Source organism: Rathayibacter sp. AY1F3, from assembly GCF_002931975.1.
Lineage (GTDB): Bacteria > Actinomycetota > Actinomycetes > Actinomycetales > Microbacteriaceae > Rathayibacter.
In genome coordinates, this window is the sequence record NZ_PSVF01000023.1 from 15,711 (window position 1) to 30,852 (window position 15,142).

Genomic DNA, 15,142 nt, shown 5'->3' on the forward strand with positions numbered 1-15,142 from the left:
GCGCCCGCCGCGGCCTCACCCCCTCGACGGCGGCCTCGGCTCCGGCCCCCGGCCTCATCCCGCCTCGGCCCCGCCCCGGTCCCGGCCCCTCGACGCTGGGAACCGGCCGAGCCCCGTTGCCGGCCGCAGCGATCGAGATATATCGTGACTCTCGTCCACTCGCGATGTATCGCGTTTCAGAAAGGCACTCCGGTGCAGGAGGAGGAGCTCATGTCCCTCGAGAAATGGCTCGTACAGGCCGGCGAGACGAAGGTCATCGACCTCGACGTCGTCCGCTCGGTCAAGGTCGCCCTCGTCGGCGGCCAGATCGACGTCATCGCCCACGACGAGCCGACCGCTCGCGTGGAGGTCCACAGCGTCGACGGCCGCCCGCTCAAGGTCTCGATGGACGGCGACCGCCTCGAGATCGACCACGTCCAGCTCCGCTGGGACACCATCGTCGACGTCGTGAAGGGCCTCGGCCGCCGCGGCGACCGCGCCGACATCAGCCTCCTCGTCCCCCGCGGCGTCGACCTCAAGTTCGACACCGTCTCGGCCGACGGCCTGGTCTCGGGCCTCCACAGCGACGCCCGCGTCTCGACCGTCGGCGGCGACATCGTCGTCGACGGCCTGCACGGCGACATCGAGGTGAACACCGTCCACGGCGAGCTCTCGGTCCGCAGCCACACCGGCCGCGTCACCGCGCGCACCGTCTCCGGCGACGTCACCGCGACCGGCGAGCTCACCCGCTTCACCGTCGACGGCGTCTCGGGCAGCGTGTTCGTCGACGCCGAGGGCACCCCCGACCGGATCCAGGCCAACACCGTCAGCGGCGACCTCACGATCCGCGTCGACGAGGGCCTCGGCGCCCGCTACCGCATCAACACCGTCTCGGGCACACTCCAGCTCGACGGCTCCGTCGTCAAGGGCACCTTCGGCCGGGGCTTCACCTCGACCACGGGATCGCTCGACTCGAAGTGGGTCGACGTCGCCGCCAACTCCGTCTCGGGAGACGTGGTCGTCGTCCGCCGGTCCGTCACCGCCTCCTCCGCCTCGGTGGGCGAGGGCTGGGGCTCTCCCGGCGCCGGCCCCGCCGACGGCCGCCGCCCGATGGACGGGAGCTCGCTGTGAGCCCCGTCTTCGCGCACGGCCGCCTGCGCCTCTACCTGCTCAACCTCCTCGCCGAGTCGCCGCGCCACGGCTACGAGCTGATCCAGGCGCTCAGCGAGCGCTTCGGCGGCACCTACGCGCCCAGCGCCGGAACGGTCTACCCGCGCCTCGCGAAGCTCGAGGAGGAGGGACTCGTCACGAAGGAGGCCGACGGCCGCAAGACCGTCTACTCCATCACCGACGCCGGCCGCGCCGAGCTCGCGAACCGCGCGACCGACCTGGGCGACATCGAGGAGGAGCTCACCGACTCCGTCCGCCGGCTCGCCGACGAGGTCCGCCTCGGCGTCGCGGAGGCGATGAAGAGCCTCCGCGCCGACCTGGCCAGCGCCGCCCGCGACTCGCGGGAGCCCGGACGCCGACCGGAGCACTCCGCCGAGGAGCCGCGCCCGCAGGACACGTCCGGCACCCCCTCCGAGCAGCCCGCGCCGGAGCAGGCCGCGCCGGCCTCGCCCGACGCGCGCACCGCCTCGCGGATCGCCCTGCGCGACGCCGAGGTGCTGCTCACCGAGTTCCGCGACGAGCTGCGCGCGGAGCTGCGCACCGCCGCCTCCTCGGGATCGGTGACGACCGCGAGCGTCGACGCCCTGCGCGCCGCGCTCGACGAGGCCCGCGCCTCGGTCCGCTCCACCCTGGGCTGAGCCCGGACACCGCACCGCCGGGAGGGCGGGGATCCCGCCCGGGGTCCCCGCCCTCCTGGCGCTACTGCCGCCCGACCGCCAGCGCCTCCTCCTCCACGTCGAGGAACGCCAGAGCGCTCACCACCGCCGGCTCCTGGTACCGCCCCTCGGAGCGCGCGCGGAGCACCGCCTCCCGCTCGGCCGCGATCATCACGCGCCGGAGCCGGTTGTAGGCCTGCGGGAGCGGCTCCACGCCCTCGCCCTCCGGAGGGTTCTCCAGGGCGTCGGCGAGGAACGTCGCGTTCCGCCGCAGCCGGTCGAGAACGCGGTCCTCCACTCCGTCCTGCGGCTCCGCGTCGAGCCGGGCGAGGCCGGCGGCCTGCGCCTCGGCGAGCAGCATCTGCTTCTCGACGTGCTCCTGCATCTCGTTCGGGGCCGGGAGCTTCAGGGCGCGGACGAGCCGCGGGAGCGCGAGCCCCTCGACGAGCGTCCCCGCCACCACGATGAAGGCGAGGAACTGCAGGAACGCGCGCTGCGGCGTCTCCGCGGGCAGGAGGAACGCGGCGGCGAGGGTGACCACGCCGCGGATGCCCGCGAACGACACCCCGATCGCGGTCGGCCAGGTCCACCCGCGCTGCTGCAGCCGGCGCGGACCGTGCCGGAACAGCAGCGTCGTCATGCACATCCAGGCCACGCGGCTCCCGACCAGCGCCGCGAGCACGGCCGCGCCGATGCCGACCGTCTGCCAGACCCCGATGCCCGAGTCGGCCGTCGCCTCCACCACCGACGACAGGCTCAGCCCGATGAAGAGGAACACCGCGTTCTCGAGCAGGAACTGGATCGTCCGCCAGTTGAGCGACTCCGCGATCCGCGCCTGCGCCGACTGGATGACCGGCGCCCGGTAGCCCAGGTAGAGCCCCGCTACCACGACCGCCAGCACCCCGGAGCCGTGCAGCAGCTGCGCCGGGATGAACGCGACGTAGGGCGTCACCAGCGAGAGGCTCGTGTCCAGGACGGACGACTGCACCTGCTTGCGCACGAACCCGAGCAGCACGGCGATGCCGATCCCGACCCCGCCGCCCACCGCCACGGCCAGCACGAAGTCGAGCGCGATGCGCCCGGGAGTCACCGTGCTGACGATCGCCAGGAGGGAGGCGTTCAGCGCCACCAGCGCGGTCGCGTCGTTGAGGAGGCTCTCGCCCTCGAGCACCGTGAGCATGCGCCGCGGCAGGCGGAGCCGCCCCGCGATCGCCGTGACCGCCACCGCGTCCGTGGGCGCCACGATCGCGCCGAACGCGAGAGCCGCGGCGACCGTGATCGCCGGGACGACCATCCAGGCCACCGCGCCGACCACCGCGACCGTGAAGACGACGAGCCCGACCGACAGCAGGAGGATGCTGTCGCCGCGGGCGCGGACGTCGAGGACGGAGGTGCGGATCGCCGCCGCGTAGAGCAGCGGCGGCAGGATCCCGAACAGCACCACGTCCGGCTCGACCACCACCTCCGGGATCCCGGGCACGAAGGAGGCGAGGGCTCCGACGGCGACGAGCGCCACGGGAGCGGACCAGTTCACCCGCCCCGACAGCCCGGTGACCAGGACGGTCACCACCACGAACGAGACGATCCAGACGATCGCGACGACGGGCTCCTCCATCGCGTCACTCCTCCCGGGCGTCCGCGCGCCACGGCCCCATTGTGGCCGCCCGGAGAGCAGCCCGGACAGCCGCCGGGAGGGTGCGGCTAGCGGCCGGCCTCGTGGATGTCGCGCGCCTTGGTGACCTTCGCCGGGTCCACCGGGTTCATGCCGAGGACGATCTTGCCGCGCGAGTGCCGCTTCTCGAGGTCGTCGAAGGCGTCCTGCACCTGGTCGAAGGGGTAGAAGCCCGAGACGAGCACCCGCAGCTTCTGCTCGCCGACGAGGCCGACCAGCTCGCCGAGGATCTCGGTGTCGCGCTGGGCGGTCTCGGCGTCGGGCCAGACGGCGCGCAGCTCGATCTCCTTGCGGTCGTCGCTGGAGTGGAAGCGGCCCGCCGCGATGCCGAGCTCGTCGGCGAGGGCGTCGTTCTCCCCGCCGAAGTTGTCGAGGAACACCGTGACCCCGCCGGGCGCCGCCGCCCGGATGCGGTCGGCGATCCCGTCGCCGTAGACCACCGGCTTCACGCCGATCTGGCGGAGGTAGTCGAAGTTGCGCTCGCCGCAGGTGCCGATCACCGTCGCGCCGCGGAGCTTCGCCAGCTGGATCTCGAGGCTGCCCACTCCTCCGGCCGCGGCGGAGACGAGGACGGTGTCGTCCGGTCCGACGTGCGTGGCCTCGAGCGCACGCCACGCGGTCACTCCGGCGAGGAACAGCGCGCCGCCGACCTCCCAGCTCACGGAGGCGGGCTTGGCGACGAGGTTGCGGCGCGGCACCACGACGTGGGTCGCGTGCGAGCCGACGAGCGCGTGGCCGACCACGTCGCTGCGGAGCCTGATGTCGGTGACGCCCTCGCCGAGGGCGACGACGACGCCCGAGAAGTCGGTGCCCTGGCGCATCGGGAAGGCGGCGGAGTGGTCGGAGTCGAACTGGCCCTGCCGGATGAACGCCTCCATGTGGTTCACCCCGGCGGAGAGCACCTCGACCAGCACCTCGCCCGCCCCGGGCTTCGGCCGCTCGACCTCGGCGATCTCGAGGACGTCCGCGTCGCCGAAACGGCTGTACTGGACGACGCGGGCGGCGGTGGGGCTCAGACGGGACATGCGCTCATCATCCGCCCCCGCCGCCCGAAGCCCCCGGCCCCCGAACGGGGGCGTGCGACTCAGGAGGGGTCGCTCGGGCAGTACAGCTGGGTGCGCGGACCGGAGCGGTCGATGACGTGCTCGGACATCGGCCGGCCGCAGAGCGGGCACGCCTGCCCCGCCGGCGCCTCCTGCTCGGGCTGGTCGTACGGGCCGAGCGGCGGCGGGCCGATCCAGGGGAACAGCCGCGCGTTGAAGCGCTGGTAGAGGGAGCCGGTCTTCTTCCGCGTCATATCCTTAGTGTACTAACCATCAGGGCACGATGAGAGGATGACGCCGTGGAAACCGACCCGCTCGCCCTCCAGAACCAGGTCTGCTTCTCCCTCGCCGTCGCGGCGCGCACCGTCATCGGGCTGTACCGCCCCGTGCTCGAGCCGCTCGGGCTCACGCACCCGCAGTACCTCGTGATGCTCGCGCTCTGGGAGCGCAGCCCCCGCTCGCTCGCCGACCTCGGCTCCGCCCTCCGCCTCGAGCCGGCCACGCTCAGCCCGCTCGTGAAGCGCCTGGAGGCGAGCGGCCACGTCACGCGCGCCCGGAGCAGCGACGACGAGCGCCGCCTCGACGTCGCGCTGACCCCCTCCGGAGCGGCCCTCCGCGAGCAGGCCCTGCAGGTTCCTCCGCAGATCGTGGAGCGGCTCGACGTCCCCCTCGAGGAGCTCACCGCGCTCCGCGACAGCCTCACCGGCCTGATCGGAGCCGCGACCCGCGACGGCCGCTGACCCCCCGCTCGGGGCGCCGGCCGCGAGCACGCCGGCCGCCGCTCCCCGCCGCACCGGGAAACTCCCGGTCACAGCGCGAGATCAGCCTCCGCTCGGCCCGCTCCCGGCCGTCTTGACTGCCCCCTCGTACGGAGTAGTGTCATCGCTCGTGACACACGAGGGCCCCCCGTCCGCCGCGGACGGATCATCGGCCGACGCGACCGAGCTGCGCACCGCCAAGCACTTCTTCATCGGCGAGCCGCTCCCCAGCGACAAGCTCGAGGGACAGCTGCTGCAGAAGCGGCTCGCGCTCCCCATCTTCGCCAGCGACCCGCTCTCCTCCGTGGCCTACGCGCCGCAGGAGCTGCTGATGATCCTGCTGCTCGGCGGGCTCTCCTTCCTCACCTTCGCCCCCTGGGTGGCCGCATGCGTGGTCGTCCTTTTGGTCGTGGTGGTGCTGAGCTACCGCCAGCTGATCCGGGCGTACCCGTCCGGCGGCGGCGACTACGAGGTCGCCCGCACCAACCTGGGCGAGACGGCGGGCCTCACGGTCGCCGCCGCCCTCCTCGTGGACTACGTGCTCACCGTGGCCGTGTCGGTCGCCTCCGGAGTCGACAACATCATCTCCGCGGTGCCCGAGCTGGCGCCGCTGCGGGTCGAGCTGGCGATCCTCTTCGTCGTGCTGCTGGCGGCCGTGAACCTCCGCGGCGTCTCGGAGTCGAGCCGCGCCTTCGCCGTCCCGACGTACCTCTTCGTCGCGAGCGTCTTCGTGATGGTCGTCGTCGGCCTGGTCCGCACCGCCTTCGGCGACACCCCGGTCGCGGAGTCGGCGGGCTTCACCGTGCAGGGCGAGCAGCTCACGCAGGCGGCCGTCGTCCTCCTGCTGCTGCGCTCCTTCGCCAGCGGCTGCGCGGCGCTCACGGGCGTCGAGGCGATCTCGAACGGCGTGCCCGCGTTCCGCGCCCCGAAGGTCAGGAACGCCCAGCGCACCCTCGTCGCGATGGGCACGATCGCGATCGTGCTCTTCGTCGGCCTGACCGCCCTCGCCCTGCTCTCGAACGTGCACTACGCCGAGAACGCCTGCCACCTGGTGGGCTTCGCCGACTGCGCCACGACCCCGCAGCGCTCCGTGATCGCGCAGGTCGCCGCCGCCACGTTCGGCAACAACACGATCCTGTTCTTCATCATCCAGGCCGCGACCGCCGCCGTCCTGCTCCTCGCGGCGAACACCGCGTTCAACGGCTTCCCGCTGCTGGGCTCCGTGCTGGCCCGCGACGGCTACGCGCCCAAGTCGCTGAACACCCGCGGCGACCGCCTCATCTACTCCAACGGAGTGATCATCCTGGCGCTCGTCGCCGCGATCATCCTGCTCGTCTACCAGGCCTCGCTCACGAGCCTCGTGCAGCTGTACATCATCGGCGTCTTCGTCTCGTTCACGCTCGGGCAGTCGGGCATGGTCAAGCACTGGGTGCGGATGATCCGCAACGGCGAGGGCTCGCGCACCGTCTACACGAGCCTGGCCATCAACCTGTTCGGCGCGACGCTGACGTTCGCGGTGCTCGTCGTCGTCACGATCACGAAGTTCACCCACGGCGCCTGGCTCGTCTACCTGGTGATGCCGATCCTCGGCGTCCTGATGGCCGGCGTCTACCGCTACTACCGCGACGTCGAGAAGGAGATCGAGGTCGACCCGACCACGACCTTCGGCGCCAACGGCGACCACGCGATCGTGCTGGTGGGCCGGATGAACAAGCCCACGCTGAAGGCGCTCGACTACGCCATCGCGGCGCGGCACGAGACGCTGGAGGCGGTGCACTCCTCCATCGACGACGCGCAGACCGCGCAGCTCAAGGCCGACTGGGCGCAGATGGACATCGAGGTGCCGCTGCGCTGCGTGGCCTCTCCCTACCGCGACATCTCGTACCCGCTGATCAAGTACATCAAGGCCCACCGCCTCGAGCACGGCTCCGAGATCACGACGGTCTACATGCCGCAGTACATCGTCGGGCACTGGTGGGAGGCGTTCCTCCACAACCACAAGTCGCGGCGGATCCGCCAGAAGCTCCTGCTGGTGCACGGAGTGACGGTGGCGCTGGTGCCGTGGCTGCTCGACTCGTCCGAGCTGATCTACGGACGCCGCTCGCGGCCGATCCCCGGCCAGACGCGCCGCGGCGAGCCTGTGCGCCCGGTGACCCGCCGCCCGATCCCGCCCGCGTCCTCGCTCCCCCAGGGGGCCGCCGGCGAGGGCGCTCCGCGCATCCCGCAGCGCCCGGCCGCGCAGAACCGGCCGCGCTCGAAGCGGCGCTGAGGCGGCGGGGGCCCGGAAACGGGTAGAGGGCCCGCGGCGTGTGCCGCGAGCCCCCGATTTCCCCTTAGTGCCTTCCCCCGAAGGCGGCCCGCCCCAACGGGCCGTGTCCGACGCTATCGGTGGGCTATGCACCGGCGCATCCTCCTCGCGACGGATGCCCGTGCTCCCTTGAGACGACAGGCTCGTCCTCCGTCGTCTCAGACGACGGCCCCGCGCACCCCTCGGCCGGTGAGCCACCAGACCGCCGCGACGGCGACCGCGGCCGTAGCGCCGCCTCCCACGAGCAGGATCGCCGCCCGCACCACGTGCGCCCGGTAGGCGGCGTCGAGCGGATCGATGCCCGCCCCCGCCAGCACGATCCCGGCGGGAACCACCGCGGCCGCGAGCACCACGGCCGCGGCCGCGATGCGCACCGGCTGCCGGCCGTCGGAGCGGAGCTTCCGGGGACGGCGGCCGACGTACCAGACCACCGCGCCGATCCCGAGCCCGAGCAGCCCGAGCACGCCGCTCGCGTACTGCGCCCATCGGAAGCCGGGGAAGGGCCCGAGCTCCTGCTGCAGCAGCGGGATCGCCGAGACGAAGAGGCCGCCCCTGTGGGTGAAGCCGTCCCACATCACGTGGCTGGCGGCTCCGATGGCGATGCCGGCGGCCGCGAAGACGAGCACGCGGATCCACTCGGCGGCCCCGCGGAGCGGCGAGCGCCGGGGACGCAGGCGCGAGCGGACCAGCGCGGGCGCGAGGTCGCGCCAGGCCGGAGCGACGACCGCGCTCCACAGCGCGAGGCCGAGCATTCCGAGCAGCAGGTCGACGGTGACGACGCCGAGGAGGGAGTGGGTGGACTCGCGGGCGACGGCGATCGGGAGGTACATGCCGATGTCCGGGACCATCGCGCCGATGGCCACGGCCGCGGCGGGGATCCGGCCGTTCGAGAACGCGAGCGCGACGACGGCGTGGCTCGGCGTGAAGGGCATGACACGCACGCTATCCCGGCAACGCGACCGGCGAGTGTCCGCGTCGCGAAGCGCGCGTCACCGATCGCGGTCCGGCTCCTGCGCCCCACTCCGGCTCGTCGGCCTCCCGGGGCCGGCGGTCAGCCCGAGGAACGTGATCCCCAGGACGAGGAACACCGGCCAGACCGGATTCCCTAGGACCGCGAAGACCGCTCCCGCCGCGAGGAACAGCGGACCCGTGACCGCGTTCCAGCGCCGGGACGCCTCCTCCGACGACATCCGACCCGAACCCTTCCCGTCCTGTGCGCGCACCATCCCTCCACGCTAGATCGCCTCCGCGAGGCCCGCCTCCCCCGTCCGGCGGAGCCGCGCGCTCGGGGAGCTCCGAGCGCTGCGACCGTAGAATCGTCCGGAAGTCCGGCCCTCCGGGCCCAGCGGCGACGGATCGGAGCGGGTGTGCGGAAGGCGTTCGCGATCCTCCGCCTGGCCCTCGCCGGGCTGGGCGCGGTCGGACTCGTCGGCGACTTCTTCTACACGCTGGGCTTCCGCGCGTTCCAGATCGACAACTTCTTCGCCTACTTCACGACGCAGTCGAACATGGCCGGGGTCGTGGTGCTGGGCCTGTCCGGCCTGGTCGCCCTCGCGCGCGAGCGGGAGCCGCGCTGGCTCAGCACCGTGCGGGCGCTCGTGCTCACCTACATGGTCGTGTCGGGGATCGTCTTCGGGCTGATCGCGGTCGAGGCCAACAACCGCGGCGTGCGGGTCGACGTGCCCTGGTCGAGCGCGCTCCTGCACTTCGTGATACCGACGCTCGCGATCCTCGACTGGATCCTCGGACCCGGCCGCCGCCCGGTCGCCTGGCGCGGGGCGCTGACCGTGCTCGGCTTCCCGATCGTCTGGGGCGTCATCACCCTGGTCCGCGGGGCCCTCATCGGCTGGTACCCGTACTTCTTCCTCGACCCCGGCCAGGTCGACGGACCCGTGATGTTCGTGCTCTACGACGTGATCGTGCTGAGCCTGATCTCCGGCATCGCCGCGTTCGTCCTCGCGCTCAGCCGGGTGCGGCCGCTCGGGGCGGCGCACGCGTCGGAGTGGCGGGGGCCGCTGGCGCGGCTCCGCGAGCTCGTCAGCCGGGGACGACGGCGAACGGCTCGAGCGCCGTCTGCGCGAGGGTGACCAGCTCGTCGTCGCTGAGGTCCTGCAGCGAGAGGGCCTGATCCGCTCCGACCAGCCCGACGAGCACCGCCTCGCCGGTCGACGGCTGAAGATTGAGCCACTCGGTGATGCCCGCCTCGGAGCCGACGAGCGACCAGCGCGCGGGGGCGCCGGCGTCCCAGAACGCCTCGTCGAAGCGCAGCCACAGCGTCTCGACGACGCCGGAGCCGAGGGCCGCGACGGCCGCGCGCTGCGCGAACGGGAGCGGCGGGTCGAAGGCGATCGCGTCCGTCTGGAGCACCCCGATCGGCACGGTGACCAGCACCCGGTCCGCTGTGAACGACTCGCCGGTGCCCAGGCGGATGCTGACGCCGGTGTCCGTGTAGCCGATGCCGCTCACCACGGCGCGCAGCGAGACCTCGACGTCGGCGAGCAAGGTGTCGACCAGAGGCGCGAGCCCGTCGGTCAGCAGCGCGTCGCCGGAGTCGTCGCTCAGCTCCTCCGCGGTCGTGGCGGCGGAGGCGTCTCCCAGTCCGTACCAGGAGGAGAGCTCCTCGGGAGCGGCGCCGGTGCGCAGCGCGGTCGTCCCGGCGAGGTGCGCCGCCACGCGGGCGGCGTCGCCGTCGCCGGAGCCCGGCTCGGCCTCGGCGGGGTCGGGCGCTCCGGAGCCGGCGAACGACTCGGCGAGCGCCAGGTCCTCCGGCTGCTCCGCTCCCCACTCGAGAGCACGGGTCAGGGCGTCGGCGCCCGTGGTGCCGGTGTCGAGAGCCGCGCCGTCGGCGTCGCTCGAGCGGACGTCGGCGAGGTCGACCGCGGTCGTGACCACGCCCGCGTCCGCGATGCTCTCGCGCAGGGCGGCTCCCGCGCCGGTGAGGGCCCAGGCTCCAGTCTCGACGGCGATCGGCCAGCCGTCCGGAGTCGCGGTGGCGATGCGGCCGCCGGTGCGCTCGCGCGCCTCGACCACGGTGACGTCGAAGCCCGCGTCGGACAGGCGCCGCGCGGCGACCGCTCCGGCGAGACCGGCCCCGATGATCGCGATCCGCTCGCCCTCGTCGGCGACGGCGCTGATCTCGGCGGCCGCGCGGACCCCGGAGTTCCAGGCGCCCTGGAGCGTGCCGGGCGCCTCCGTGTCGGTGGCCTCGCCCGCGAGGAAGACGCGGTCGAGGACCGCGGTGCCCAGGTCGGTGCGGTTCTGCGGCGTCGCGCCGACGGGCAGGTACGAGACGGAGCCGAGCGCGTACGGATCCTCGGCCCAGGCGGAGCGCACGAAGGCGGCCGGCGCGGGGACGGCGGTGGTGCTCGGCGTGGGCACGGGGGCCTTCGTGACCGAGCGGGTCGGCGTCGGACGCGACGGCGTGCAGCCCGCGAGGGCCAGGAGCCCGACTCCCGTGGCGGCTCCCGAGAGGAAGAGGCGGCGTCCGATCGTCATCCCGGACATCCTACGTTCTCGGCGTTCGGCCGGGGCGGCGCGGGCGGCGTGGCTGACGCCACCGGGCACGCGGCCCGCTCGGAGGTGCGGGGTGACGGCGGGACGGCGAGCGGATAGCGTCGGGGCAGCGCGGACCGGACCGCGGCGACGGGGGACGCGGCATGGACACGACACGGACGCGGACCGCGACGACGACGGCCGGGGCCCCTCCCCGCATTCACCTCCACGCGGTGCTGCTCGGCGCGCTGGGCATGATCGTGGTCCCGCTGCTGATCGTCCTCGCGACCACGGCCTGGTCCTCCCCCGGTCCGGAGGAGTACGTCCGCATGGCGCTCGGCTCGGTGGTCGCGGCGTGCGTCTCGGTGGTCGGCGCCTGGTGGCTCGCCTTCGAGCGGCGCAGCGCCGGGGCACCCGGTCGCACCTGGTTCTGGGGCGTCGCGTGCCTCTTCACGGTCAGCGCGGTCTCGACCATCGGAGCCGCCGCCGACCGCCTCACCGGCCTGATCACGGGCTGAGCAGGTGGACGTCCAGGCGCGGTCACCGCGCTCGCCTCACTCCTCGGCGACCGCCCCGATGGCCCCGAGTCCCGCCTCGAGCGATCGGCAGCAGCATCGGCGCCGGTGATCGCCCCGACGAGACGACCGAGCGGCTCCGGCTGTTCCGTCCCGCCGAGAGCGATCTGGACGAGCTGTGGCGGCTGTACTCCGACGAGCGGATCGCGGCGGGCGACCCCCTCCTCCGACACGGCTCCGTCGAGCAGACCCGGGCGGTGCTCGCCCGCCGAACGGCGCAGTGGGAACGGGACGACCTCAGCAGCTGGGTCGTCCGGCTGCGGAGTCCCGAGGGCGGCTCGGACGGTGCGATCGGGATCGGCGGATGCACCCTCCTCACCGACACGGCCTGGAACGTCGCGTTCACCGTCCATCCGGACCACTGGGGCAGGGGGTACGCCAAGGAGGTCGCCTCCGCAGGGATCGCTCGGGCGCGGCGGCTCCGGCCGGAGCTCCCCGTGACCGCGGTCGTCGCGGAACGGAACGAGCGATCGCACCGCACGGTCGCTCGACTCGGTCTCGAACGGAGGTGGGCGGGCCCCGACGCGCACAGCCCTGACCCCGCGGCTCGCATCGTGCTCTACTCCGACCGCCTCCTCTCCGAGGACGAGATCGGCCGCCTCACGAGCTGAAGGCGCCGCGTGGCGCTGATCGCCGCAGGCAGCAGCGGAGCCGAGACGCCTGCGCGAGACCGGGACGTCACGTTCCGGTGCGCCTCCTGGCCCCATCTTTCTTCCCGGCGGGCGGCGCTGCGCACGAGTGGGTGGGCGGCGCGGCACTCGCGCTGACCCTCCTCGCGATCGCGCTCGGCGGCCGGCCGACAATTCGGGGCAGGAGGGGCGCGGAGGTACTCGCCGGACCGGGCATCCGAAGCCGGTCGCCGCGAGCGGCGTTAGCGTCGTCGGATGGCGAGCACTCAGGGCGTGCGGCCGGAGGCGGACGTCGTAGCCCGCCGAACCGAGTCGGCGCTGCCGCTTGATCGGCGGATGCCTCGAGACGGTGTCCCTGCTCGCGGGCACGCCCTACGGCGACGCGCCGGGCTTCGCTCGCCGCTACGCGCCGGAGGGGACTGTCGTCTACTTGGAGGCGGCCGGGTCCGACTCCGTCTCGGTGCTCCGGATGCTCACCTCCCTCCGCCTCGCGGGCTGGTTCGAGCAGGCGACCGGCGTCCTGATCGGCCGGACCGCGGGCGCGTCCCTGCCCGAGCTGAGCCAGGAGGACGCGGTGCGGCGCGCTCTCGGCGATCTCGGCGTGCCGGTGATCCTCGACGTCGACACCGGGCACCAGCCGCCGCAGATGCCCCTGGTCAACGGCGCGCTCGCCGAGATCGCGCTGAGCGGGCCGACGGCCTCGATCACGCAGCGGCTCGTGCCCTGACGGCGCGTGCGGAGAGATCCCGTCGAGCAGTGCCACCTCGCGGCACGGCCGCCGCCGCTCCCGGCCCTCCTCCGCCCGCCGAGCGCAAGGCCGAGCGGCGGGGAGGCGCCGAGTGGTAGACCTGGGGGCATGAGCAACGACATCCGCGCACTCGCCGAGGGCGAGAGCTACCTCGCCTTCTTCCAGGGCGGGCCGTTCGACGGCCAGACCGAGAACCGCGTCAGCACCGAGGGGGGCTACGAGAAGGAGGTCGACGTCTACGCCGCCGTCGACGGCCAGGAGACGCACCTCGTGTACAACGCCGTCTCCGCGAAGGAGGTCGGCGAGGCGGTCCACGTGACCTACTCGATCGACACTCCCGACTCCGACCCGATCGAGGACCCGGAGGACCGCGGCGGCGGATTCCAGTAGTCCGCACCACCCTTCGGATGCCGCTCCGGCGTCGCGCTCAGCGCGGCCGGGGCGGCATCGGCATGTGAGGACGCGCCACTCCGGAGACCACTCCTCCCGCCGCTCCTAGGATGATGGTTCCTCACTGTCTCGGCCGATTCAGGTCCGCGTTCCTCGGGAGCCGCCGTGTCCGATCCGCTGATCCGCCCGATGCCCCTCCGCGGCGACTCCGCCCGGCACTGGCTGCGGGCCCGCCACGCCGAGGCCGGGCCCGACCCCGCGTTCGCCGTCACCGGGCAGGAGGCGGCCGCCGAGGGCGTGCTCCTCCGGCGGATCTGGCACACGGCCGGCACGATCGACTTCCGCCCGAGCCCCCGCGCCGACCCGGGGTCGGTGGTGCTCCTGCTCCCGCTCGAGGGCGCGTTCACCGTCGCCAGTCGGGAGGAGCGCGAGTTCGTCGGCCGCGGCACCCTCGCGGTGCTGCCCGCCCGATCGGGAGCGACGATCAGCACGAGCGCTCCCAGCTCCCGGCTCGTCCTGGTCGTGCGGCCCTCGGGCGACACGGATCCGCCCGTCGGCCTCACCGTGGTCTCCTCCCCCGCGGCACCGGTGCTGGTCGCCGCCGCGAACGCCGTGCTCGAGGCCGGGCTGCCCATGAGCCCCGGGCTGCACACCGCGCTGCGGGGCCTCGCCGCGGCCGTCGTCGCGGACTGACGGGAGCTGTCAACCCTCCCCGCCCCGGCCATCCGCTCGCAGGGACGTCCTCGAACATCGAGTGACGCCGATCGTCGGCGCCGGAAGGAGCACTCGCCATGGCCGAGATCACCGCCCACCACGGACTCTTCAAGGACACGGACCTGCACGTCGACGACACCGGCGGATCGGGCCGCCCCGTGGTCCTCATCCACGGCTGGCCCCTCTCGGGCGAGTCGTGGAAGGAGCAGATCCCCGCGTTCGCCGAGGCCGGCTACCGCGTCGTCACCTACGACCGCCGCGGCTTCGGGCGCAGCGACAAGCCGCTCACCGGCTACAGCTACGACACGCTCACCGAGGACCTGCACACCCTCCTCACCGAGCTCGACCTGCAGGACGTCACCCTGGTCGGCTTCTCGATGGGCGGCGGCGAGGTCGCCCGCTACTTCACGAAGTACGGCGCCGATCGCCTGCACAGCGTCGTCTTCGCCTCGGCCGTCCCGCCGTACCTGATGAAGACGGACGACAACCCGGACGGCCCGCTCGAGAAGGCGCAGGCCGCGCAGATGACCGCGGGCCTCACGAAGAGCGAGGACGACTTCTACGACCGGTTCACCACCGACTTCTTCTCGGTCGACGGCGTGCTGAAGGTGACGGAGGAGCAGCGCCAGGAGGCGATCGCCCTGGCGAAGCAGTCGGCCAAGCACGCGGCACTCGCCTGCATGACGGCGTTCGCGACCACCGACTTCCGCGAGGACCTGCCGAACGTGTCGGTGCCCGCGCTCGTCATCCACGGCGACGGCGACGGCACGGTTCCGTTCGAGGGCTCCGGCGCCCGCACCCACACGGCGATCCCCGGCTCCGAGCTGCACGTCGTCCACGGCGCCCCGCACGGAGTGACCGTGAGCCACCCGGAGGAGTGGAACCGCGTCGTCCTGGAGTTCCTCGCGAAGTAGCGGCGGCACTCCCGCATGCTGGTCGAGCAGCCCGGCAGGGGCGTATCGAGACCCGTCGCACGGACACGGATCTCGATACGCGCCCTGTGCGCTG

Annotated in this window: 17 protein-coding genes; 11 read left to right on the forward strand and 6 right to left on the reverse strand. The window is 73.3% G+C overall.

From position 1 onward, the window contains the following. Window positions 1-210: 210 nt before the first annotated feature. Complete coding sequence (locus C5C39_RS13150; protein ID WP_258075839.1) at window positions 211-1,110, forward strand: hypothetical protein; 900 nt, start codon at window positions 211-213, stop codon at window positions 1,108-1,110. Then, window positions 1,107-1,787, forward strand: coding sequence for a PadR family transcriptional regulator (locus tag C5C39_RS13155; protein WP_104267862.1), 681 nt, complete (start codon window positions 1,107-1,109; stop codon window positions 1,785-1,787). The genes C5C39_RS13150 and C5C39_RS13155 overlap by 4 nt, the downstream gene beginning before the upstream one ends. A 61-nt stretch (window positions 1,788-1,848) precedes the next feature. Here the strand turns inward: C5C39_RS13155 and C5C39_RS13160 are convergent, their stop codons facing one another. The 3 genes from C5C39_RS13160 to C5C39_RS13170 form a co-directional block, all read right to left on the reverse strand. After that, window positions 1,849-3,420 carry a sodium:proton antiporter gene (locus C5C39_RS13160; protein WP_104223748.1) on the reverse strand — a complete coding sequence of 524 codons (1,572 nt, stop codon included), beginning with the start codon at window positions 3,418-3,420 and terminating at the stop codon, window positions 1,849-1,851. 86 nt (window positions 3,421-3,506) lie between these two features. Continuing rightward, a complete protein-coding gene (locus C5C39_RS13165; RefSeq protein WP_104353575.1) occupies window positions 3,507-4,502 on the reverse strand; it encodes an NADP-dependent oxidoreductase in 996 nt (331 codons plus the stop codon). Window positions 4,503-4,561: 59 nt separating this feature from the next. Further along, window positions 4,562-4,774 carry a hypothetical protein gene (locus tag C5C39_RS13170; RefSeq protein ID WP_104223750.1) on the reverse strand — a complete coding sequence of 71 codons (213 nt, stop codon included), beginning with the start codon at window positions 4,772-4,774 and terminating at the stop codon, window positions 4,562-4,564. Window positions 4,775-4,819: 45 nt separating this feature from the next. On the opposite strand from C5C39_RS13170, the gene C5C39_RS13175 reads away from it, so the two are divergent. Together C5C39_RS13175 and C5C39_RS13180 are read left to right on the forward strand one after the other, a co-directional pair. Beyond that, the gene (locus C5C39_RS13175; RefSeq protein WP_104223751.1) at window positions 4,820-5,260 is read left to right on the forward strand and encodes a MarR family winged helix-turn-helix transcriptional regulator; all 441 of its coding nucleotides are present in this window, start codon (window positions 4,820-4,822) and stop codon (window positions 5,258-5,260) included. 205 nt (window positions 5,261-5,465) lie between these two features. After that, a complete protein-coding gene (locus C5C39_RS13180) occupies window positions 5,466-7,547 on the forward strand; it encodes an APC family permease (RefSeq protein WP_104353588.1) in 2,082 nt (693 codons plus the stop codon). Between the two features lie 197 nt (window positions 7,548-7,744). On the opposite strand, the gene C5C39_RS13185 is transcribed toward C5C39_RS13180, so the two are convergent. Both C5C39_RS13185 and C5C39_RS13190 read right to left on the reverse strand, forming a co-directional pair. Further along, window positions 7,745-8,518, reverse strand: coding sequence for a DUF4184 family protein (locus tag C5C39_RS13185; protein ID WP_104353576.1), 774 nt, complete (start codon window positions 8,516-8,518; stop codon window positions 7,745-7,747). Window positions 8,519-8,575: 57 nt separating this feature from the next. Next, window positions 8,576-8,812, reverse strand: coding sequence for an SdpI family protein (locus tag C5C39_RS13190; RefSeq protein ID WP_104353577.1), 237 nt, complete (start codon window positions 8,810-8,812; stop codon window positions 8,576-8,578). Between the two features lie 141 nt (window positions 8,813-8,953). Between C5C39_RS13190 and C5C39_RS13195 the strand changes: the two genes are divergently transcribed. Next, on the forward strand, window positions 8,954-9,673 hold the full coding sequence (locus C5C39_RS13195) for a Pr6Pr family membrane protein (RefSeq protein ID WP_104233845.1): 720 nt from the start codon (window positions 8,954-8,956) through the stop codon (window positions 9,671-9,673). On the opposite strand, the gene C5C39_RS13200 is transcribed toward C5C39_RS13195, so the two are convergent. Further along, window positions 9,624-11,081, reverse strand: coding sequence for an NAD(P)/FAD-dependent oxidoreductase (locus tag C5C39_RS13200; protein WP_181136383.1), 1,458 nt, complete (start codon window positions 11,079-11,081; stop codon window positions 9,624-9,626). The two genes, C5C39_RS13195 and C5C39_RS13200, sit on opposite strands and share 50 nt — an antisense overlap. Window positions 11,082-11,242: 161 nt before the next feature. Between C5C39_RS13200 and C5C39_RS17580 the strand changes: the two genes are divergently transcribed. The 6 genes from C5C39_RS17580 to C5C39_RS13225 all read left to right on the forward strand — a co-directional run bounded on the left by C5C39_RS17580 (window position 11,243) and on the right by C5C39_RS13225 (window position 15,048). Continuing rightward, window positions 11,243-11,596 (forward strand): hypothetical protein, encoded by a 354-nt coding sequence (locus C5C39_RS17580; protein WP_181136384.1) that lies wholly within the window; start codon window positions 11,243-11,245, stop codon window positions 11,594-11,596. Then, on the forward strand, window positions 11,521-12,264 hold the full coding sequence (locus tag C5C39_RS17585) for a GNAT family N-acetyltransferase (RefSeq protein ID WP_181136385.1): 744 nt from the start codon (window positions 11,521-11,523) through the stop codon (window positions 12,262-12,264). Before C5C39_RS17580 ends, C5C39_RS17585 begins: the two co-directional genes overlap by 76 nt. 343 nt (window positions 12,265-12,607) lie before the next feature. Beyond that, on the forward strand, window positions 12,608-13,009 hold the full coding sequence (locus C5C39_RS13210) for a hypothetical protein (protein ID WP_104353579.1): 402 nt from the start codon (window positions 12,608-12,610) through the stop codon (window positions 13,007-13,009). Window positions 13,010-13,138: 129 nt separating this feature from the next. After that, window positions 13,139-13,420 carry an oligoribonuclease gene (locus C5C39_RS13215; RefSeq protein ID WP_104223758.1) on the forward strand — a complete coding sequence of 94 codons (282 nt, stop codon included), beginning with the start codon at window positions 13,139-13,141 and terminating at the stop codon, window positions 13,418-13,420. 165 nt (window positions 13,421-13,585) lie between these two features. Continuing rightward, window positions 13,586-14,113 carry a hypothetical protein gene (locus C5C39_RS13220; protein WP_104353580.1) on the forward strand — a complete coding sequence of 176 codons (528 nt, stop codon included), beginning with the start codon at window positions 13,586-13,588 and terminating at the stop codon, window positions 14,111-14,113. 98 nt (window positions 14,114-14,211) lie between these two features. Then, window positions 14,212-15,048 (forward strand): alpha/beta fold hydrolase, encoded by an 837-nt coding sequence (locus tag C5C39_RS13225; protein ID WP_104353581.1) that lies wholly within the window; start codon window positions 14,212-14,214, stop codon window positions 15,046-15,048. Window positions 15,049-15,142: the final 94 nt, after the last annotated feature.